Origin of the sequence: Streptomyces sp. NPDC086077 (assembly GCF_040686175.1) — a bacterium.
Taxonomy (GTDB): domain Bacteria; phylum Actinomycetota; class Actinomycetes; order Streptomycetales; family Streptomycetaceae; genus Streptomyces.
The window spans coordinates 22,003-42,358 of sequence record NZ_JBFBJT010000060.1; the positions used below are offsets into that span (position 1 = coordinate 22,003).

Sequence of the window (20,356 nt, forward strand, 5' to 3'; positions counted from 1 at the left end):
AGCGGAGGTGCCTTCGAAATGCCCAACGATGAGGTGCTCGCGCTCGTCGACGAAGACGGCCGGGTGGTCGAGTGGAGACGCCCCGCCGAGGAGCTGTTCGGGTGGTCCGTCGACCAGGCCGTCGGCCGGTCCGTGACCGCGCTCCTGCGTGAGCCCACCACCGACGGCGAACAGCGACGGGAAGGACTCCCGGACACCAGCGCGATCCAGGTCAAGCCGGTGCTGCACGGCACCTCCGTGCTCTGGCAGGTGCGCGTGGCGCGGGACACCGCACCGGGACAGAACACACCCGAGCACGAAGCGTCGGGAAGGGAGGTGCCGGGGCAGGACCTTGCGATCCTGGAAGCCGTGTTCGCCCATTCCCCGGTGGGACTGCTCGTCCTCGACGACCAACTACGCGTGGTCCGCACCAGCAGCGCCGTCGGCTGGCTGCGCGACACCTCTGCGGGGCATGCGGGGCACCTGCCGGGCAGGCACTTCACCGAGGCGTGTGCATTTGAGGACGCCGAGCAAGAAGCCGTCGTGGCGCGACGGGTCCTGAACAGCGGCAAGCCGGAAGTGAACCGGACCGTCCGAGTCCTGAGAGCACCGGGCGAGCCTCGAAGCCGCACCGCATCCGTCTCCTACTTCCGCCTGGCGGACTCCCGAGGCGATGCCATCGGAGTGGTGGCGTACACGGTCGACATCACCGAACGGGAGAACGCACAGCGCCGTCTCGCCCTCCTGGAAGCGGTCCGGACACGCGTGGGGCACCGGCTGAACGTGATGCACGTCTGCCAGGAACTGGTGGAGGCCGTGGTGCCCGCCTTCGCCGACGTCGCCGATGTCGAGGTGATCGAAGACGTCATCCGCGGGGAAGACCCTCCCCCCGCCCCCGTCCAGCCGGACCTCCCCCTGCGCCGAGCCGCCTTCCGCGGCGACATCGGGAGTCACCCGACCGCAGTCGTGCGCCCCCTGCCGGCCGGCACCCCCTTCTCGCACGTCCTGTCCGACCTCCGGCCCCGCCTCGTCCCTCTCGAGAAGAACAGCTCATGGCAGGCCGCCGACCCCGAACGAGCCGACATCATCGAGCGGTCCGGCGCCCACTCCCTGATCGTCGCGCCACTGGCGATGCACGGGCAGACCCTGGGCGTCGTCAGCCTCTACCGTGGCCGCCAGCAGGACCCCTTCGAGCAGGACGACATCACGGTGGCCTACGCGGTGTGCGCGCACGCGGCGCTCTGCATCAACAACGCCCGCCTCTTCATGCGCGAATGGATGATCGCGTCGACCGTCCAGCGCAGGCTCCTGCCCCAGCAGCCCACCGCGCAGGCCACGGTGGAGATCGCCTCAGTGCACCACGCCGACCCGAAGGGCGGCAGCACGTGGTTCGACACGATCGCCCTGCCGAGCGCGCGGACCGCGCTGATCGTCGGCAACGTGGCAGGGCAGGGCATCGCCGCCGCCGTCACCATGGGACTGCTGCGCACAGCGCTCCATACACTCGCCGCCCTGGATCTGGAGCCGGACGAACTGCTTGCCCGCCTGAGCGACACCACGGCCCGTCTCGTCGCCGCACGCGCCGCACTGCCCCCTTCCGACCCCCTCCACGGCGAACCGCTCGTCGCCGGCTGCATCATCGCCCTCCACGACCCGGTCGAACTCACCTGCACCATCGCCCGCTCCGGTCTCCCCGAACCGGTCGTGATCTTCCCCGACGGCACTCCCGCCGACCTGTCCGTCCCGCCGGGCCCCCCGCTCGCCGAAGCGGACAACGCCCCCTTCCCCGCCACCACTGTCAGCATCCCCGAAGGAACCACGCTGGCCATCGGCACAGCCACCCTCACCGACCAGCTCCTGGCACCCAGCGGCTCCCTGCGGCCGCTCCTGCACCGCACCTCCGCGACGCCCCTGCCGCACATACGCGACACCCTCGCCGACGCGCTCACCCACCACCACCCCACCGGCGAGACACTCCTCCTCCTCGCCCGCCCCAGAGCACTGCCTGCCAACCAGGTACTGACCTGCGACCTCCCCGCAGGGCCCGAGGCCGCACCGATCGCCCGCGCCGCCACCCGCCGCCAACTGGACGCCTGGAAGGTGGACGAGGAAACCGCGTTCATCACCGAACTCATCGTCAGCGAGTTCGTCAGCAACGCTGTCCGGTACGGCACCCCGCCCCTACGACTCCGCCTGCTCCACCAGCAGAAGCTGACCTGCGAAGTCACCGACACCGCGGCCAGCGCCCCGCAGGTCAAACACGCCCGCACCATCGACGAGACAGGCCGAGGCCTGCACATCGTCGCCACCCTCGCCGACCAATGGGGCACCCGCTACCAGCCCCATCGAAAAACCGTCTGGGCAGAACAGCCGACGGGAGCGTCGGCGGCATCTCCATAACCCAGGTCGCCTACAAAGGAGTAACGGCCTGACAGGGGCCGCGCACTGCGAGGCCGGGTCAACTGCGCAGCCTTGCCCGATGGTCTGCCTCCCGGCCGGTTTCTGTCTTGTGGCTCCGTAAGGGTATGGGTCTCTGACGAACTGCCTGATGACGTGCAACGGTTGTGGCCTCATCTGCTGCGCGAACAACGAGCCCACGGTGTGGTTCCGCTGCTGTGCTGGCCCGGCGCCATGGGCAGAGCGCTCACTCTGGACCGGGTGGACGCCGTCCGCTTGGAGGAGGTGCTGGCCGCAGATTTCGTCGAGTACCGCCGCAGGCGGCTGCCTCTGTGGCAGGACCCGACGCCGTCCCCGGCACCTGAGGGAGTCGAACCGTGGCGTGGGGGTGTTCGGGAGCGAGCTGCACGTCTCGGTGGCGAGACCTCCCGTCGCAGCCGAGCACGTGAACCTGCTCGCGCTGGAACACGTACTGTCGACCGCGAACAACATCGTCGACGACCCGCCCACACCATTCCCCCAGTACGCGACGGACCTCGTGGGGCGGACGTCCTGGTCGTTCTGGTGGGATTAGGCATGACGGCCAGGCTGCCTTCTTCCTTGGATCGGGAGGCCGTTGAACGCGGAGCAGTAAGCGCGGATCAGGCCGTTGCCCCCAGGTCGGACGCCGACTCGGGGGGCTGATGGTGGGCCCCACGCGACAGCACGCAGCAGCGGGCGTGTTGTCAGGGGAACGACCCCTGGAGCCGCAATCTCGCCTCAGTCCGCAGCGACCGGCTCAGCGTGTTCGGTCGGGACGTCGCGGACGCCCAGCCGCAGGTGTTCGACGTGGTACAGGGCCTGCTCCAGGAGCTCCGCGACGTGGTTGTCGTAGAGGGCGTAGATGATCGACCGGCCATGACGCTCACCGGCGACCAGGCCGAGGTTGCGCAGCAGGCGCAGCTGGTGGGAGCAGGCCGACGCCTCCATTCCGACGGCCTCCGCGAGGTCGCTGACGGAACAGGGCCCCTCCTGGAGTCGAGCCAGGATGTGCAGCCGCGAGGGTGTGGCCAGCGCCTGAAGGGTGGCGGCGACATCCGCGGTGCCCACGGCATCGAGGCGCTCGCGGGTGGTGGCTCTGCTGGTGGCGTCGCTGCTGTGGCCCATGCGTCCATCATAGCGACCATACATGAAGACCTATTCAGCTATTCATGTATGGTGCGTGCGTACGCCCCGCCCACCCGTGAAGGGTTGATTTGTCATGCCTTCTGTCCTGGATCAGCGGCCCGCGCCGCCTGCTGTCGGCGTGCGGCCATCGGCGTCACGGCGCCGGACGCGCGTTCTGGCGCTGCCGGAAGCCCGGTGGGCGCTCACTGCCCTGCTGCTGTTCCTGCTCGCCCTGCCCCTCTACCTGCTGGGCACCCCGGCGTGGCTGTGGGGGACCCTGTTCGCCGCCACCTACGTCACGGGCGGGTGGGAGCCGGGATGGGAAGGGCTGAAGGCACTCAAGGACAAGACCTTGGATGTGGATCTGCTGATGGTCGTCGCGGCGCTCGGCGCCGCCGCGATCGGGCAGGTCCTCGACGGCGCCCTGCTGATCGTCATCTTCGCCACCTCGGGTGCCCTGGAGGCCGTCGCCACCGCTCGTACCGCCGACTCGGTGCGCGGCCTGCTCGACCTTGCTCCCACCACCGCCACCCGGCTGCTGCCCGACGGCACCGAGGAAACCGTCGACGCGGAGATGCTCGCCGTCGGAGACACCATCCTGGTCCGGCCGGGCGAGAGAGTCGGCGCCGACGGGCAGGTCGTCGACGGGGCCAGTGACGTCGATCAGGCGACCATCACCGGCGAGCCGCTGCCGGTGGCCAAGGAGGCCGGGGACGAGGTGTTCGCCGGCACCGTCAACGGCACCGGCGCCCTGCGGGTGCGCGTCGAGCGTGACCCGGCAGACTCGGTGATCGCGCGGATCGTCAAGATGGTCGAGGAAGCGTCCGAGACCAAGGCTCCTACTCAGCTCTTCATCGAGAAGGTCGAGCAGCGGTATTCGATCGGCATGGTGATGGCGACCCTTGCCGTCTTCGCCGTCCCGCTCGCCTTCGGCGGCGAGCTCCAGTCAGCCCTGTTGCGGGCGATGACCTTCATGATCGTCGCGTCCCCATGCGCCGTGGTCCTGTCCACGATGCCGCCGCTGCTGTCCGCGATCGCCAACGCCGGCCGCCATGGCGTGCTGGCCAAGTCCGCCGTCGTCATGGAACGCCTCGGCCAGATCAACGCCGTCGCCCTCGACAAGACCGGCACCCTTACCGAAGGCACCCCCCGCGTCACCGACATCCGCCCCCTGCCGGGCAGTGGGCTGGACGAGACCGCCCTCCTGGTCCTGGCCGCCTCCGCCGAGCACCGGAGCGAGCACCCCCTGGCCCGTGCCGTCGTCGACGCCGCCCACGAACGGGAGCTGCCCCTCGCCGCCGCCGTCGACTTCGCCTCCGTCCCCGGCCAGGGCGTCACCGCCACCATCGACGGCCACCACATCCAGATCGGATCTCCCTCCCGCCTCCTGCCTGCCGCTGCCCACCAGCCATACCGCGAGTCCGTGGCCGAGTTGGAGGAAGCTGGACGCACCGCTGTCGCCGTTTTCCGCGACGGGGTACCCGTGGGGGCGCTGGGCATCGCGGACCGGCTTCGTCCGGACGCGGCCGCTACCGTCGCCGCCCTTACCGCCCTGACCGGCCGTGCCCCGGTGCTGCTGACGGGCGACAACGCGCGCGCCGCCCAGCGTCTGGCGGCTGAGGTGGGCATCACCGAGGTCCGTGCCGGGTTGCTGCCCCAGGAGAAGGTGGACGCCGTCAGGGAGTGGGAAGCGCGGGGACGCCGGGTGCTGGTCGTCGGTGACGGCGTCAACGACGCTCCCGCGTTGGCCGCCGCTCACTCCGGGATCGCGATGGGCAAGGCCGGCTCCGACCTCGCCCTGGAAACCGCGGACGCTGTCGTCGTCCGCGACGAACTCGCCACAATCCCTGCCGTCGTCGCCCTCTCCCGTACCGCCCGTCGCCTCGTGGTCCAGAACCTCGCCATCGCTGGGACCTTCATCACCCTCCTCGTCGCCTGGGACCTGATCGGCACGCTCCCGCTGCCTCTGGGGGTCGCCGGACACGAAGGCTCCACCGTCATCGTCGGCCTCAACGGGCTGCGTCTGCTGCGCGAGGCTGCCTGGCCTCGTCTCGCCAAGGACCCCGCGTGAGCAAAAGCGGCGTTCCTCGTGCCGCCGCCTCGGGACGGCACGGCCCACTGCCACGGTCTGTCGCGGCTGCCGCTGCGGCGCGCCGAAGGCCCCCGGCCTCCATCACGCCGCCCAGCTCCGCGATATGCGTCAAGCACTCGACGGCACCGCGACCGTGCGGGTCACCGGTCGACTCGACGCCTGCGAGCACGCCGACGTCGTCGTGGTCCAGCCTTCGGCCGCCGGCCGCGAGAACGGCGGACGACCCGCCCGCATCCTCAGCCTTCGGTGGGACGAGGGGCGCGCAGGTGCGCCCGTTCCTTCAGCTCCTCGTCGTCGACCAACGTGAGCATGGGCTGACCCGGCGCGCACAGCATGGTCACGATGAACCTGTTCGGTGCGTCCGACTGAGGGTTGCCGTCCTGGTAGTGGATCACGTCACCGCCCGGCTCCCAGAACGTCTCACCGGCATTGATCACGCGCTCCGGCTCACCTTCGAGCTCGAAGCGGAGCGCGCCTTCCATCACGTAGCCGAAGGCCGGCCCCGAGTGGCGATGCGGAGGGAGCCCGGGATGACCAGGAGGCCACTCGACGAGGATCGTCATGGCCGATCCGCCTTCAGGGAGGAAGGGCGGGGTGACTTCCTGCAGCAACTGGACCTCCGGCGGCAGCGAGACCTCGTGCCCCTCGGCAGGGGGGACGTCGGCCGGGTTCTCGTCTGACATGGAACACACCTCCGCAAGCCTGCCTGGAGTGGACGATCAGCCAAAGCCCCCATCCGTGACACGCCGGTCCCCAAAAACCAGCCTGCCCCACGTCGGCGGCCGCCACAATCCGGGAGCAGCAGGATCGAACGCAGTCGGAACTCGGGCTCTTGCTCAGCCTTCATGCAGCGGCCCTGTGAGCGACGGCTGAGCCCCAGGCCGGAAGACGCGGAGGTCGAGGGCCTCTTCCACGGCACCGAACCGTCAGGCCATACACCGTGGTCACGGCTCATCTTCGGGCGACTCGAGGCGAGGCTGGACGGCTGCCACGACGGAGGAGTTCAGCGCCATGACCGCCGCCTCACGAGGACCTCCGTGCACCGCCTCCTACGGCGCTTGCCGCACCGGCGGTGTCGAGGTGGTCACGACCGGACGGCCCCGACACCGGACGTCGGCGAGCCCCGACGGCCTGCCTGGGTGGTCACGGCGGTGCGCGAACGCGGGGTCAGTGCCGCGCGCAGCGCTGGGGTGAGGATGTGGCGAGTCTCGAACGGGGTGAGGGCGGCGGGGGTGGGGAGGGGATTGAGACAGCGGGTGTAGATGAGGCCGAGGATGGTCACCACGGCCATGGCGCGGGCAGTCGCGTCCCGGCCGCCGAGAAATTCACCGAGCCGGTCCAGCAGCTCACGTTCAAGGTATTCGCGTATCACCTTGGCGGCCTCGTCCCCCTGAGCGGTCAACTGGAGGAAGTCGGCGTCCTCCCACAGGCCCGTCACCGCGTCGATCAGGCGGCCGGGGAGGGTGGCCGGGTCGCCGCGAGCTGGAGGAGCGGCGGTACGTCCGGACGGCCATGGGCGTCATCGCGACGGCCGTGAAGCCGAACATCGCCAAACTGATCTGGAACGGGGGCGTGAAGAAGAAGTGAGCCGGGCAACCGTCGAACTCCCGGCCATCACCGCCACAGCGGCGGCTGAGGCGGCCAAGACGTCGTACCGTTCCCGGCAGTGGGTGGCCGGCCGCTCGTGGGCCTATCCAGGCGGCGGCCCCATCAACCCCGCCGACGACAAGCTCGACTACCTCGTGCCCGATCCTTCGTACTGCCGGCAGGGAAGGTTCCTGGCCACACGCCGGTCAGACGGCAGATGGAACACGGGACTGATCACCACCGAGGGAGGTCAGGAAGGGTTCCTCGTCCAAGCGGGCGACGTGCTAGAGGCGCGCGTACGCCTTCCACGGGAGATCGGGGCCTGGCCGGCCATCTGGACCTGGCGGGACGGTAACCAGGAGATCGACATCTTCGAGTACCACCCCGACAACCCCGATCTGCTGGAACTCAGCAACCACGTCCGTGACACCGGCCACTCCTACAGGAGCGAAGCGATCTCGCCCGGGGCGTGCCTGGATCTGCGTGTCGACTTCGGCGCCCGCTCCGTGGTCTGGTGGGTCGACGGGACCCGGGCGTTCGCCGACGGGCGAGGGGTGGGCAGCCAGTGGCGCGCCTATCTCATCGTCAACATCTCCGTGTGTGCGGGGCGTTATCACCCACCGCCGCAGGACGGCATCGAGGAGATGTCGTTCGAGGTCGCGAGTCTGGTGGTGCGGCGTCCACGGGATCACGCCGAACGCGAGCTGCGATCGCTCTCCCAGGCACATGGAGGAACTGGGCAACGTCTTAGCGGCGTGGCTGTCCCGCCGCGGTCATCGCCGGCCTGGGACAAAGCCGGCAGCACAACGAGTTCGGAACGGCGAACGTGTCGAGCAGCCGCAAAGGCGCGCACACGGAGAAATCCTGCACGGCGATGCGGGCCGCGTGGGGCCCGGATTCGGTCTGGCACGAAGGCGACTGCGGTGTACCTCGCCGGCGGCCAGGGCCTCGGGCTCGACGAGGGCCTGCAGGCGGCCCACGGCGATCAATGGCTCGGCGAACATGATCATGTGCCTGCCCACCCGGCTATGGCCCGAGCTCGTACCAGGCCTGGACGACGGCCCGATGGCGGGGCGCTTCTTCCACTCCGTGTCAAGGGCGTCCGGCCCGCCTACACCGGCCGGACGCCCTCATAGGTACACGGGCTCTGCCGCATCAGCCCCGAGCTGCCGCCCGGAAGCGGCTCGCCCAGTACGCGGTTCGGTCCAGGTAGGCCGTCTCCGCTGCCTGGCCGTTCAGTCCGTAGGCCCCGTCGTACGTCAGGTAGCCATGACCGCCCGGCGGTGTCGAGTCGGCGGGCTCGATGGAACTCCCCTCATGCCACTCGTTGAAAGAGGTCACCGACACCCACGACGGTGAACCGCCGATCGCCGGGTCGAGGGCGTTGGTCCACTGCCGGTCGTAGGCCGCGCCGTTCGCCCGCTCCACGGTGGGCGTGGAGTTGCCGGGCACCGCCCGGTCGTCGACGTAGCCGGGCGCGACGGACGGGGCCCAGATCAGTCCGTTCGCGCGGGCGTAGTCGCCCGCGTGCTTCCAGCCGGGTGCGGTCGCCCCCGCGATGCCGTCGTAGGTGTACATGCCGGAGAAGTGCGCGATCTTGCTGGTGTCGGTGGTCTGGGCGAGGACGATGCTGGTGTCCGTGACCTGGTCCAGCGCCGTCCAGTCGGTGATGTCCAGGCTCTGGAACACGTAGAAGGCGCTCTTGCCGCCGTGCTCCGACGAGCGGTGGAAGGCCGGGTGGCTGCCATAGGTGCGGTTGATGTGCTCGATGTCGGCGACCGTCGAGGTAGCGGTGCGGCCCGCGTACGGCTCCAGGTGCCAGGCCACCTGGATGCCCTGCTGGTGCGCGGCGTCGAGCACACCCTGCACGAGCCGGTCCTCGTAGCTGCCCCGGCCCCACCAGCTGTAGACGATCACGCCGGCGCCCGAGCGGGCGACCCATTCCATGTGCTGAGCCACGGTGCCTTCGTAGTCACCCGAGTCGTACGGGCCGAGCGCTGGGTAGAAGTCGGCGCCGACGTCGTCGGGCGGGGTGCGGCCGCCCTGTTGCCAGTGCCGCCAGCCGCCGTTGACCGCCGGGCTGCCGTACCACGGGTAGTAGAAGAGATGTACGCCGTCGGCCAGAGGGGCGGAGACGGACTCGGCGCCGAGGCTGAAGGTGTCGATGTCGAACAGGGCACCGCCACCGCCCGTGAATCTCAGGAACAGCGGTCCGGTGGCGGATCCCGTCAGGGTCGTCGTGACGGTGGTGAAGGTCTCCCAGCCGCCGGTCACCGGCACGGCCACCGAGCCGAGCAGGGTTCCGGTGGCCGATCCGGAGCGGATCTCGATGGTGCCGCCCGCGCCCGCGGACGACACCTTCGCCGTGAAGGTCTTCGCCCCGGCCGTGGAGACGGAGGAGTAGCCCGCCCAGTCTCCGTTGTCGATGTAGCCGAGGGTCTGACCGCCGCTGGCGGGGGCGTGCGCGGCCGTCTGGACGCCGGAGCCGGTCGTGTACGACTCGGCCTCGACCTGTACGGTGCCGGCCGGAACCGAGCAGTTCGCAGCGAGTTGTCCGGCCGCGTACCGCACCGCGCCCAGCAGCAGGGAACGGAAGGCCGGGTCGGCGTAGGACTCGATGGTGTGGCCGAGCCCGGTGTAGAAGGAACGGCCCTGGCCCTGCCTGTGGCACCAGGTGATGGGGTGGTCGGCGCCCATCGAGCCGCCGCTGTAGCTGCTTTCGTCCAGGGTCTGCAGGACGTGCACGTCGGGACGCGGGTTGGCGCGGTAGTTGTACCACTCGTCGGTACGGGTCCAGGTCGCGCCCAGGTGCGAGGTGGCGGGGTGGGTTCGGTCCTCGTTTCTGATCGTGGCCCGCTGGATGGCGGGGTGGCTCTGGAACCAGGCGCCGACGAGCTGTCCGTAGTACGGCCAGTCGTACTCGGTGTCGGCCGCCGCGTGCACGCCGAGGTAGCCGCCGCCGGAGTCGACGTAGGACTGCAGAGCCGTCTGCTGGGTGGAGTTGAGGACGTCACCGGTGGTGTTGAGGAACACCACCGCCTCGTAGTTCGCGAGATTGCCGGCTGTGAAGGCTCCGGCGTCCTCGGTGGCCGTGACCGTGAAGTCGTTCTGCTGGCCGAGGGTGCGCAGGGCGTCGATGCCGGCCGGAATCGCGTCGTGGCGGAATCCCGCGGTCTTGGCGAACACCAGGATCTCGAACGAGGCCGCGTGCGCCGTGCCCGCAGGGACGATCAGGCTACCCAGCAGGGCCAGGATCAGGGCTGCGCCGCCACGGCGCAGGCGCCGTAGGAGGGTGGTCATGTCATCACCCCTTCCGTTTCGTCGAGGAGGCAAGCGTGAAGGTGTCGACGTCGAAGAGGCTGCCGGAACCTCCGGTGAAGGTGAGGAACAGCGGGCCCGTTCCGGTGCCGTTGAGCGTGGCGTTGACGGTGGTGAACGTGTCCCAGCTGCCGGTCACCGGCACCGTCACCGAGCCGAGCAGCGGCCCGGTCGGTGACCCGGAACGGAACTGGAGGGTGCCGCCGGCGCCCGCGGAGGAGACCCTCGCGGAGGCGGAGGTGGCTCCCGCGGTGGAGACGGAGGCGTAGCCGGCCCAGTCGCCGTTGTCGATGTAGCCCAGGGTCAGCCCTCCGCTGGCCGCGCCGTGCGCGGCGGACTGGACGCCCGAGGCGGAGCTGTACGACTCCGCCTCCCACGGCGTGGTCGTGGTGGAGCCGGTGCCGAGGGTGAAGGCGTCGACGTCGAACAGATTGCCCTGACCGGTCGGGCCACGGAACACCAGGAACAGCTCGGTGGTGCCGGAGGGCGCGCCGGCGAGGTTGGCGGAGACGTCGGTGAAGGTTTCCCAGCTGCCGGTCACCGGCACGGTCGCGGTGCCCAGCAGGCTTCCGGTGGCGGAACCCGCGCGCACCTCGATCCTGCCGCCCGCTCCGGCGGAGGCCACTCGGGCGGTGAACTTCGTGGCGCCCGCGAGGACATAGGGCTTGAAGGAGATCCAGTCGCCGTCGTCGGTGAAGCCGACGGTCCTGCCGCCCTCGGCGTTGGCGTGGTCGGCCGTCTGGACGCCGGACTGGGCACCGAAGTGCTCGCCCTGGCGATGGCGGGGCTGCAGGGTGCGCACCGAGTGCGTGGTCAGGCCATCCTCGTCGGTGTACTCGGCGTCGAAGACGCCGTAGAGGTTCGCGGCACTGTCGTGTTCGCCGTCGGCCGGGACGGTGAGGTTGCCCTGGCAGCCGTTGGTGGAGGTGATGGCGTGGGTGTGGCTGTCATGGCCGATGAGATAGGTGACCTTCACCTTGGAGCAGTCGATCGTGACGTCCTCGGGGTCGCTGACCTGCACTCTGAAGGGCACTGTGTCTCCGAAGGAGAACAACTGCCCGTCCGGTGGCTGTTGCAGGGTCACCGTCGGCGCGGTGTTGCCCGCGGTGACCACCAGGCTGGCGGTTCCGGTCAGGCCCTGTGGATCACGGACCGTGAGGGTAGGGCGATAGGTGCCCGCGGTGGTGTAGGTGTGGCTGGGGCTGGCCTGCGTGGACGTCGTGCCGTCGCCGAAGTTCCAGGAGTAGCTCAGCGCCCCGCCCTCGGGGTCGGAGCTGCCCTGCGAGGAGAACCGCACGGTCAGCGGCAGGGCACCGGAGGTGCGGTCCGCGGAGGCCTGCGCGATCGGGTTGCGGTTGCTGCCACCGATGTACTCGATGCGGTACAGGCCCGCGTTGTTGCTGCCGGTGCCGTAGTCCAGGACGTACAGCGCGCCGTCGGGCCCGAAGTCGGTGTCCATCACCTGCGTGCCGTTCCAGGGAACGTCCTCGATGGTGCCGTACGTACCGTCGCTTTCGACCTCGATCGCCTTGATCCACTGGCGGCCGTACTCGGCGGCGAAGAAGCGGCCGTCAAGGGACTGCGGGAACTTCACGTTGGAGGTCGAGTTGGGGTCGTAGCGGTAGACCTCGCCGCCCATCGGGGACTCGGAGCCGCCCCCGAACTCGGGCGGTGAGCCGTCCAGTCCGTACTTGATCCAGCTGGACCTGACGGCCGGCAGCTGGGCCTGACCGGTGTTGCGGAACGAGTTGTTCGTGGGGCCGCCCGCGCAGTTGTACTTCGCGCCGGACGGACCGCTCGGGAACGTGTATTCGTTGTAGACCTCGCTGGAGGTGTTGGTGCCGGTGCAATACGGCCAGCCGTAGTTGCCGGGCGAGGTGATGCGGTTGAACTCGACCTGGCCGCCTGGTCCGCGGTTGGGGTCGGTGGCGCCGGCGTCAGGACCGTAGTCGCCGAGGTAGACCGTGCCCGTGGCCCTGTCGACGGACATCCGGAAGGGGTTCCTGAAGCCCATCGCGTAGACCTCGGGCCGGGTGTTCGCGGTACCGGGGGCGAAGAGGTTGCCCGGGGGAATGGTGTAGCCGCCGTCGGCGGTCGGCTTGATCCGCAGCACCTTGCCGCGCAGGTCGTTGGTGTTGCCGGAGCTGCGCTGGGCATCGAACTGCGGGTTGCGGTTGGCGCGTTCGTCGATCGGCGCGTATCCGGAGGAGTCGAACGGGTTGGTGTCGTCGCCGGTGCTCAGGTAGAGGTTCCCGGCCGCATCGAAGTCGATGTCGCCGCCGACGTGGCAGCACTGGCCGCGGTCGTTGGGCACTTCGAGGATGACCTTCTCACCGGCCATGTCCAGGGTGCCGTCGCTGCGCAGCGTGAACCGCGACAGGTTGAGGTGGCCCTTCCAGGCCTCGAAGTCGGCGGCGCTGCCCGTGGTCGGGGCGTCGCCCGCCGGAGTGTTCAGCTTCGGGGAGTAGTAGAGGTAGACATAGCGGTTCGTGGCGAAGGCGGGGTCGACGGCTACGCCCTGCAGACCTTCCTCGTCGTGTGTGTAGACGTCCAGCTTCCCGGCCTGCTTGGTGTTGCCCGCGGTGTCGGTGAGGCGGATCGTGCCGTCGCGCGCCGTGTGCAGCACGGAGCGGTCGGGCAGTACGGCCAGAGACATGGGTTCACCCAGCTCGGCAGCTCCCGTGGCGAGTTGTACCTGCTGGTAGTCGGCGGTCGGGAGGTCTGCGGGGGCGGCTGCCGCCTGTTGGGGCGCGGTGACCGCGACTCCGGCCAAGATCAGGGCCAGTGCGGTGAGCCATCGTAGCCCTGCGCGAGGGCGCTGAGACATGACAGAGCTTTCCTTCCTGACGGTGGGGGAAGTCAGGCAGGCGCGCGCCGGCCGCGCTTGCCGCATGGATCAGCGGTGCTGTACTGCAGAGATATTGCGCGGTTCGTACGAAAGATTGTGCGGCTCTGCGAGATATTTGCACACTGGCGGCGACCGGCCAATTTGTCAAGGCTCTGTCAAAATTCGCGACACTGAGGGGCGCAGCTCGAGGCATCCGTGCGCTTCGCCGACTTGCCGTTCGATGACCCTGATGGCGTGCGTTTCCCTCTGTCCGGCTTGCGGGAGCTCCAAGTGCAGACGGGTGTGACCGACGTCGGCCTGCGGCGCGGACCGGAGAGCGTCATGCGGCCACCCAAGGCTCCTCCTACGCCAACGTCGTATCTGTCGCAGGAGGAGCGACGTTCACCGGGCCCGCGGGGGCGGGGAGCAGACTGTGCACCGGCTCTGTCGGAGCGCGTAACTGCCGGTTGGAAAGACTCTCCTGCAGTCGGGAGCGGCTGCTCCGGGGCGGGAAAGAGGCGTCACGGTGGTCGTCGCTTCTCCAGAGCGGCAGCTTGCTGAAGGGCGGAAGCGGGACCCGTTGCTGACCCAGGACGACAAATCCATCGGCGAGGTCGCGCAGTTCGGGGACACCTGTCGACCCTGGCGCGTCCGCGGCCCCGAGGGCATGATCGTCGGGCTGGCCGAGCGCTCGGCGGAACGCCGCCCAAGGGGCCCTGCACTTCGGGGACGGGGCTCCGTCTTGGTTGATTCGCGGTTTCCGACGTAGCTGGTCTATACCAAGCAGTACTGTCCCAGTATCCTCATCCGTAGCCAGCCAATAGCACACCGTTCTCTCTCCCCACACCCCCCACCAGGTTGCGTGCTGGCGCCGGCGGCACTCCAAGACGCGCCCCAGCAGCGCGCGACCTGCCGATTCACCGCCTCTAGGAGGAACACGGTGAGAGTTCGCACCAGAAGCTCGGCGATCATCGGCACCGTCTGTCTCGTCGCTTCCCTCGCCCTGACGGCGGCGTCCGCCGACGAGCCCTCCACCCCACGACAGGCGGCGAAGGTCGCCCTCAAGAACGTGGCCACGGCCCAGAATCCGACGGCCGGCACCGCCGGTCCTGGTGGGAGGCTCTGGATCGCCGAACGCGCGGGCACTGTGAGGGTCCTGCACGACAAGGGGCTCGGCAAGCCCGTCCTCGACATATCCGCCGAGACCACCACCGACGGCGAACGCGGCCTGCTGGGCATCGCGTTCGACAAGAAGTTCGCGCACTTCTACATCTCGTTCACGAACCTCGAAGGCACCAGCACCGTGGACGAGTTCGCCGTTCTGCACGGCAAGATCCAGCCGCGCACACGGCGTACGGTCCTCACCCAGACGCAGCCCTATCCGAACCACAACGGCGGTGACATCAAGATCGGCCCCGATGGCTACCTGTACATCGCGCTCGGTGACGGGGGTTCGGGCGGCGACCCGCACGGCAACGGACAGAACCTCGACACGCTGCTCGGCAAGCTTCTGCGCATCGACCCGAGGGGCGCCAAGCCGTACGCGATCCCGCGGGACAACCCCTTCGTGAACGACCCCGCCGCGCGGGACGAGATCTGGGCCTACGGCCTACGCAACCCGTGGCGGTTCTCCTTCGACTCGGGCACGGGCGACCTGTTCCTCGGTGACGTCGGCCAGAACGACTGGGAGGAGATCGACTGGGCCCCGGCGAGCAGCAAGGGCGGGCAGAACTACGGCTGGGGCCAGATGGAGGGCACGCATCCCTTCCGCGGCGGCACGGAACCCGCGAACCACGTACCGCCGGTCTTCGAGTACGACCGCACCAACTTCGCCTGCTCGGTGACCGGCGGCTACGTCTACCGGGGCAAGGCGATCCCGTCCCTCAAGGGCCAGTACGTGTACAGCGACTACTGCGACGGCACCATCCGCTCCCTGCAGATGCAGAACGGCAAGGTGACCGGCGTGAACGACCTAGGAGCCAACGGCGGCGAGGTCATCTCCTTCGCACAGGGCGGCAATGGCGAACTGTACGTGCTCGCCATCGGCGGCAGCGTCTTCCGTATCGACCCGGCGTAACGACCACCGGAAGGAGCTGCCGGGCAGGTCATCATGGTATGAGCGCCCACTTCAGGTGGGCTTAGGCGACTGTATGGCGGCAGTGGCTCAACCGCGCCGGTAACTCCCTCCTGACGCTCGTGCCGTCGGAACCGTTTCACCAGGCGTCGTGTCCTCCATCGCGGAAGGTGATTCCACGCGGCGGAACCACCGGTGAAGGGAGATGGCCATGGGGCAGGTACGCGAGGGGGCACGGTTAGGGGCTTGGGCCGTCGTCGGGGTCATCGGCCTCGCGGTGTTGTACTTGGTCGGGGTGCTCGCCTTCGGCGGCGCGGGGTGGATCACCGCCCCGTTCCGCGGTGAGGCGGACAAGCGCGAGAACACCGTCGGCTCGGGCGAGTTCCGCCAGACCACGTACGAGGAGTTCTTCGATCTGTGCGAGGCCGTGCAGAACGCCGAAGGGACGATCCAGGCGCTTGAGGAGGAGCGGAAGACCGCTTCGCGGACTCGCGCGACGCAGATCGACCAGTCGATCACCGCGCTGAAGGCCACGCGGATCGAGTCGGTCAACGCCTACAACTCGAAGGCCGCCCAGGAGCACCGCGCGCCCTTGCGTGACAAGGATCTGCCCTACCGGCTGGATGCCACCGCCGAGCGCACGACGTGCACCAACTGATCCCCATCTCACCCAGGGAAGAGGGCAGCACACTATGAAGAAGTACGCACGCATGGTCCCGGCCACCGTCGTCGCCATCGTTGTGGGCCTTGCCCTGACGTCCTGCACCGACTCCAGCCAGGACAAGGAGAACAAGGCCAAGCAGGACAACTACGACCACCTCGTGGCCCAGCAACCGGCGGGCCGGATGGAGTACTCCCCGACCCGCGAAGCGATCAACCAGTGGGTCAAGACGTGGGGGAAGCGGGGCAAACTCTCGTACGTCTACATCCAGAACGCCGACGGCGAGTACGGGTACTTCATCATGAAGGGCCTGCCGGTGCCGCGCTGCAAGATGCTGACTCCGACGGAGAGGGTGGAGTCCACGTCCAACGGCGTCGCGGTCCTCGCACAGCCCGGCATGGACGGCACCTACACCTCGGGTTCCACCTGCAACGCCTACTACGGCTTCGACGCCACAACGGGCGCGTACATGGAGTTCACGGTCGGCACCAACCAGTCGTTCTTCCTGTTCGACAAACCCATGACAATGCCCGAGTACGCCACCGCCAAGCAGCTGGGACCGACCTCGGTGAACGACCTCGAGAAGCAACCCTGAGCGGTCGGCGGGGGCCGGTTGGTAGAACTGGTCCGCAAACGAGGTCGACGACGCGGGCGGCTTCCCCCACAGGCATGGCGGGGGTCGTCGCGCGGCCACAGTTGCAGGCGGTCTCCGGCAGGCCGTCGCGGACGCTCCGAGGGCCTATGGTCTGGACGCCGAGGACGTCGGCAGGGTCGCCGACATCACCGCCGAGCACACGGCGTCCTCGGCGAGATCCTTGCCCCCTGCTCACCGGGGCGGGAGACGTGAGGGCTGTGGCGTCAACGCGCTGGAACCGGTGGTCGCCACCTCCCCGCCGACCTGTCTCTGCTGCCGGGGTGGGGGCGGGCGACGTGGAGTGCGACGCGTGGCGGGCCGGGGCGTCGGTGCAGGCCGGGCACATCACGCTGCGTTGCCAAGTGTCCCGACCAACTGGTCATTCAGCTGAAGGGTCAGGCGGCGAAGCCGCCGTCGACGTTGATGGTGGCGCCCGTGATGAATGAGGCGTCAGGTCCGGCGAGGAAGGTGACCACACTCGCAATTTCGTCAGCGGTGCCGTAGCGGCCCGCTGCGATGAGCGGTCGAGTGATCTTCGCGAAGTCGCTGTCGGCGGGGTTCATGTCGGTGTCCACCGGACCGGGCTGAACGGTGTTGACCGTGATGCCGCGGCTGCTGACCTCGCGGGCGAGGGCGCGGCTGAAACCGGCGACGGCGGCCTTGGTAAGTGCGTAGACGGTACCTCCGGCGAAGTGGATCCGGTCGGCGTTGATGCTGCCTACGGTGATGACGCGGCTGCCGGACGTCATGTGCTGCAGTGCTTCCCGGGTGGTGTGGAAGACGCTGCCTACGTTGACAGCCACGGCGTGGTCGTAGGTCTCGTCCGTGATCTCTTCGATGGGCCCTACCCCGCCGGCGCCTGCACTGTTCACGACGATGTCCAGGCCACCGAACTGTTGGACGGTCTCGGTGACCGCACTTCGCGCGGCAGCGCGGTCTGAGGCGTCCGCCTGGATGGCGACAGCGGTTCCACCGTCGCCCGCGATCTGCCGTACGAGGGCTTCGGCCCGGTCTGGGGAGGAGTTGTAGGTGAATGCGACGGCCGCGCCGGCCTGCGCGAGGTGGCGGGCGATGGCAGCGCCGATGCCGCGTGATCCGCCCGTGACAAGCGCGATTTTGCCCTGCAGGGGGTGACTCATGGGGAACTCCTATTTTTTGAGCGTCCACTCAATATTACGCATGCGGCAGGATGCGTCAACCATCCATCAGCGACTCTGCAGGGCAAACAGGACACGCTGCGACGTCCCGTCTCACCGCGACCGTCGCCACATGTCGTTGGCGGGACACTCGGGAGCGAATGCTGCGGGCGCACCTCATGAACCAACTCCGCTTACGCAACAGGATCACGCGAGGACCAGCACGGGGATCAACTGCTTTAGGCCGGGTCCGGAGCCGGCCGGGTCCGCCGTGGCATGTGGGGGGTTGTCACCAGCTCGAACCGGGTGCACTCCGCACATCCGGCTTCGAATCTGCCCGCGGGGCCCAGGGCCGGTGCCCTGCAGGAGCTGTACATCATGCACGTCACGCGGGGTGATGCGGAGCAGATGAAGCATGGACGGCGGACTGCGACAGTGGCTGCTGCGACCCGCCTGCCACCGAAACAGAAGCAGACCCGACATAGGAGCCGGCCGTACATGGCGCGTCAGCGAGCTCGCGGGGTGCGCCCTGTCAGGAATGGGCGAGCGCCCAGTCAAGGGTCGCCCCAGCCTGTCCCCCAGCCATGCACACGACCGCGATCAGAACCGACGCAGGAGACAAGCGACGACTCGCTCAACGACCGTCCGAACCCAGTCACCCGCTGCGCCCCATCCGACCGTCGGAGCCCGGTCCCCGACACCGCTCACCGACGCCAAAACAGGTACCTCACGTGCCGGAAATGCTCACGCACACGCGCAACCCCGACGACCAGCGCACCGCCGGCGATGAGCACGCCGCCCCCGATGGGCAGCAGCGAGTCGACGATCAGGCTTCTGCGCTGGTCGGCCACGCTCGCCTCGCCCACGTCCTGGCCGTTGAGCAGCAGACGGCAGTCGATCGTCTCGGACGGAGTGCAGTACGGCGCGAGACTGGTACCCCTGGGGGCGGACAAGGCGTGGGCCGGACTGGCGCCGCCCCGCGGCGGGGGGACGACAGTGGTGACCGGGGGTTGGAGTGATGGAAGAGGTCCAGGACAGCCTCCGTAATGGGCTGTACTGGTGTGTGGCGTTCTCGGTGATCCTGGTGCCGGTCGGGTTTGCGAGCGGCTTGTGGGTCTGGGTCACCGTGGCCTACGCGCTGATCATCGTCGTGAGTGTGGTCGTGGGCGTGGTGCTGGCCGTCGGCGGCCCGGTCCTGGCGGGGGCGGCCTTCCTGCTGTGGCTGCTCGCCCTCGGCGTCGGCGCCGGGCTCGTCGTCTTCGGGCTCCATGCCATCGTGACGTTCGAGGGCGGCGGGAAGCGGACTTCCGCGCGGCCTTCTCCTCGGCCGGGTCGCGGGCCTTCCCAGGAACCCGGACAGCCACTTCCCACAGGCGCGGCCGCGTTGCCCCAGTAGCCACCGCGGGGGGGACACCCCAACCGGCACCCTGCACCGAGCCCCCGGGCGTCGGCGGAAACGTGCCGCCGGGTTCCCCCTTCCCCCCACCAGTTCCCCCACGAACCCGGCGCGGCACCGTTGTCCTGCACGCCGCATCGTCATGGAGGTGCTGGGATCAGGTTCGTTGTGTATGGCTGCCTGGAGGCCAGTGACCGGGGGAACGCCGAGTGGCCGTGGGGTTGCTGTCAGGCCGCCGCCCTGGCGGTGTCGAGGCGGGTGCCGCGCGAGGCGAGGCCCCGCCGAACCGAGGACCGGTTCCGTGATGCTCACACGGGTGATTGGAGGCGGGCGGCCGAGGAGCTGCGGGGCGTCGCGCGGCGGCGACGGGCGGCCAGCGGGCTCAGTTCGAAAGTCAGCCGTCCCAGCGCAACGAGGGTGCCCTGACCGAAGACAAGCAGCAGCCACGCTCCGTCGCGCCCGTACCAGTCCTCCGTCCAGGGCCGCGTGATGGCCGCTGTCACGATGAGATGCGAGAGGGCGATGATGACGCCCGCCCGTCGCCGCCTGAGGAAGACGAGCGGCAGCATCGCCCAGAGCGTGGAGGCAAGAACCAGCCAGGGGGCGGCAAAGACCAGGCCGTGCATGATGGACCTCGATATCGATAGGGCGTGCCAGTTACCGTCACACCAGCGGGCCCGTAGTGCCAGCCCGACGAGATATCGCCCTGATCACGATGCTGATTCGGTGCACATACTGGCCGGCCGACGGCATGTTCCGCCCTTCAGCGTCACCGCGGCTGACGGCGACTCAGAAAGACTGTCTGCCTCATCGGCGCTCGCGTGTGAGCGCGTGCGCGCGAGACCCCGCCGGGCGAGGACCCTTCGGTCATCCCGACCGTCCCACCGAAGCCCGGATCGAGCCGGTCACCTGTCCCTAGGCGGCACAACGCTTCAGCCTCGCTCCAGGTCGCTGCCCGTGGCTCTGGCCTGATCGCGTTCATTGACCTTTCCCGCCCGGTACTCCCACGCCGTCTAAGCTTGATCATTAACCTCGCTGCTGTTTTAGGCGGACGTGTTCGGTGAGGGTTTCGATTCGTTTCACGGTCTTCCCCGGCTCGTGGCGTGGGG

Annotated in this window: 15 protein-coding genes and 2 pseudogenes; 9 read left to right on the forward strand and 8 right to left on the reverse strand. The window is 69.0% G+C overall.

Annotation, left to right across the window (positions count from 1 at the left end; all coding sequences use genetic code 11):
- Positions 1-18: 18 nt before the first annotated feature.
- Together AB0O67_RS19030 and AB0O67_RS19035 are read left to right on the forward strand one after the other, a co-directional pair.
- A complete protein-coding gene (locus AB0O67_RS19030) occupies positions 19-2,379 on the forward strand; it encodes a SpoIIE family protein phosphatase (RefSeq protein WP_365451457.1) in 2,361 nt (786 codons plus the stop codon).
- 379 nt (positions 2,380-2,758) lie between these two features.
- The gene (locus AB0O67_RS19035; RefSeq protein ID WP_365451459.1) at positions 2,759-2,950 is read left to right on the forward strand and encodes a DUF4253 domain-containing protein; all 192 of its coding nucleotides are present in this window, start codon (positions 2,759-2,761) and stop codon (positions 2,948-2,950) included.
- 185 nt (positions 2,951-3,135) lie between these two features.
- Here the strand turns inward: AB0O67_RS19035 and AB0O67_RS19040 are convergent, their stop codons facing one another.
- Positions 3,136-3,522: a metalloregulator ArsR/SmtB family transcription factor gene (locus AB0O67_RS19040; RefSeq protein ID WP_365451461.1), complete on the reverse strand. Its 387-nt coding sequence runs from the start codon at positions 3,520-3,522 to the stop codon at positions 3,136-3,138.
- Positions 3,523-3,616: 94 nt separating this feature from the next.
- On the opposite strand from AB0O67_RS19040, the gene AB0O67_RS19045 reads away from it, so the two are divergent.
- Positions 3,617-5,593 (forward strand): heavy metal translocating P-type ATPase, encoded by a 1,977-nt coding sequence (locus tag AB0O67_RS19045; protein WP_365451463.1) that lies wholly within the window; start codon positions 3,617-3,619, stop codon positions 5,591-5,593.
- Between the two features lie 40 nt (positions 5,594-5,633).
- Positions 5,634-5,840, forward strand: a pseudogene (locus tag AB0O67_RS19050) ((2Fe-2S) ferredoxin domain-containing protein); the annotation flags it as partial.
- Between the two features lie 10 nt (positions 5,841-5,850).
- Here AB0O67_RS19050 and AB0O67_RS19055 read toward each other — a convergent pair.
- Both AB0O67_RS19055 and AB0O67_RS19060 read right to left on the reverse strand, forming a co-directional pair.
- The gene (locus tag AB0O67_RS19055) at positions 5,851-6,297 is read right to left on the reverse strand and encodes a cupin domain-containing protein (RefSeq protein ID WP_365451465.1); all 447 of its coding nucleotides are present in this window, start codon (positions 6,295-6,297) and stop codon (positions 5,851-5,853) included.
- Between the two features lie 401 nt (positions 6,298-6,698).
- Positions 6,699-7,064 carry a hypothetical protein gene (locus AB0O67_RS19060; RefSeq protein WP_365451485.1) on the reverse strand — a complete coding sequence of 122 codons (366 nt, stop codon included), beginning with the start codon at positions 7,062-7,064 and terminating at the stop codon, positions 6,699-6,701.
- 163 nt (positions 7,065-7,227) lie between these two features.
- Here AB0O67_RS19060 and AB0O67_RS19065 point away from each other — a divergent pair.
- Positions 7,228-7,884, forward strand: a pseudogene (locus AB0O67_RS19065) (beta-glucanase); the annotation flags it as partial.
- A 472-nt stretch (positions 7,885-8,356) separates the two neighbouring features.
- Here the strand turns inward: AB0O67_RS19065 and AB0O67_RS19070 are convergent.
- Positions 8,357-10,501, reverse strand: a complete 2,145-nt coding sequence (locus tag AB0O67_RS19070; RefSeq protein WP_365451467.1) for a ThuA domain-containing protein — start codon at positions 10,499-10,501, stop codon at positions 8,357-8,359.
- A 4-nt stretch (positions 10,502-10,505) separates the two neighbouring features.
- A complete protein-coding gene (locus AB0O67_RS19075; RefSeq protein ID WP_365451469.1) occupies positions 10,506-13,346 on the reverse strand; it encodes a carbohydrate-binding protein in 2,841 nt (946 codons plus the stop codon).
- Positions 13,347-14,286: 940 nt separating this feature from the next.
- On the opposite strand from AB0O67_RS19075, the gene AB0O67_RS19080 reads away from it, so the two are divergent.
- The 3 genes from AB0O67_RS19080 to AB0O67_RS19090 all read left to right on the forward strand — a co-directional run bounded on the left by AB0O67_RS19080 (position 14,287) and on the right by AB0O67_RS19090 (position 16,676).
- Positions 14,287-15,423, forward strand: coding sequence for a PQQ-dependent sugar dehydrogenase (locus AB0O67_RS19080; protein WP_365451471.1), 1,137 nt, complete (start codon positions 14,287-14,289; stop codon positions 15,421-15,423).
- A 208-nt stretch (positions 15,424-15,631) separates the two neighbouring features.
- The gene (locus AB0O67_RS19085; RefSeq protein WP_365451473.1) at positions 15,632-16,078 is read left to right on the forward strand and encodes a hypothetical protein; all 447 of its coding nucleotides are present in this window, start codon (positions 15,632-15,634) and stop codon (positions 16,076-16,078) included.
- A gap of 34 nt (positions 16,079-16,112) precedes the next feature.
- Positions 16,113-16,676, forward strand: coding sequence for a hypothetical protein (locus AB0O67_RS19090; protein WP_365451475.1), 564 nt, complete (start codon positions 16,113-16,115; stop codon positions 16,674-16,676).
- Positions 16,677-17,110: 434 nt separating this feature from the next.
- Here the strand turns inward: AB0O67_RS19090 and AB0O67_RS19095 are convergent, their stop codons facing one another.
- Complete coding sequence (locus AB0O67_RS19095) at positions 17,111-17,854, reverse strand: 3-oxoacyl-ACP reductase family protein (RefSeq protein WP_365451477.1); 744 nt, start codon at positions 17,852-17,854, stop codon at positions 17,111-17,113.
- A gap of 701 nt (positions 17,855-18,555) precedes the next feature.
- A complete protein-coding gene (locus AB0O67_RS19100; protein WP_365451479.1) occupies positions 18,556-18,804 on the reverse strand; it encodes a hypothetical protein in 249 nt (82 codons plus the stop codon).
- Positions 18,805-18,869: 65 nt separating this feature from the next.
- Here AB0O67_RS19100 and AB0O67_RS19105 point away from each other — a divergent pair, with 65 nt between their 5' ends.
- On the forward strand, positions 18,870-19,247 hold the full coding sequence (locus AB0O67_RS19105) for a hypothetical protein (protein WP_365451481.1): 378 nt from the start codon (positions 18,870-18,872) through the stop codon (positions 19,245-19,247).
- 308 nt (positions 19,248-19,555) lie between these two features.
- On the opposite strand, the gene AB0O67_RS19110 is transcribed toward AB0O67_RS19105, so the two are convergent.
- Complete coding sequence (locus tag AB0O67_RS19110) at positions 19,556-19,873, reverse strand: hypothetical protein (protein ID WP_365451483.1); 318 nt, start codon at positions 19,871-19,873, stop codon at positions 19,556-19,558.
- Between the last annotated feature and the right edge of the window lie 483 nt (positions 19,874-20,356).

Coding starts and splice junctions, on each gene's coding strand:
- AB0O67_RS19030 (WP_365451457.1), top strand. CDS start 19: ATGCCCAACGATGAGGTGCTCGCGCTCGTCGACGAAGACGGCCGGGTG.
- AB0O67_RS19040 (WP_365451461.1), bottom strand. CDS start 3,522: ATGGGCCACAGCAGCGACGCCACCAGCAGAGCCACCACCCGCGAGCGC.
- AB0O67_RS19045 (WP_365451463.1), top strand. CDS start 3,617: ATGCCTTCTGTCCTGGATCAGCGGCCCGCGCCGCCTGCTGTCGGCGTG.
- AB0O67_RS19055 (WP_365451465.1), bottom strand. CDS start 6,297: ATGTCAGACGAGAACCCGGCCGACGTCCCCCCTGCCGAGGGGCACGAG.
- AB0O67_RS19070 (WP_365451467.1), bottom strand. CDS start 10,501: ATGACCACCCTCCTACGGCGCCTGCGCCGTGGCGGCGCAGCCCTGATC.
- AB0O67_RS19075 (WP_365451469.1), bottom strand. CDS start 13,346: ATGTCTCAGCGCCCTCGCGCAGGGCTACGATGGCTCACCGCACTGGCC.
- AB0O67_RS19085 (WP_365451473.1), top strand. CDS start 15,632: ATGGGGCAGGTACGCGAGGGGGCACGGTTAGGGGCTTGGGCCGTCGTC.
- AB0O67_RS19090 (WP_365451475.1), top strand. CDS start 16,113: ATGAAGAAGTACGCACGCATGGTCCCGGCCACCGTCGTCGCCATCGTT.
- AB0O67_RS19095 (WP_365451477.1), bottom strand. CDS start 17,854: ATGAGTCACCCCCTGCAGGGCAAAATCGCGCTTGTCACGGGCGGATCA.
- AB0O67_RS19105 (WP_365451481.1), top strand. CDS start 18,870: ATGGAAGAGGTCCAGGACAGCCTCCGTAATGGGCTGTACTGGTGTGTG.
- AB0O67_RS19110 (WP_365451483.1), bottom strand. CDS start 19,873: ATGCACGGCCTGGTCTTTGCCGCCCCCTGGCTGGTTCTTGCCTCCACG.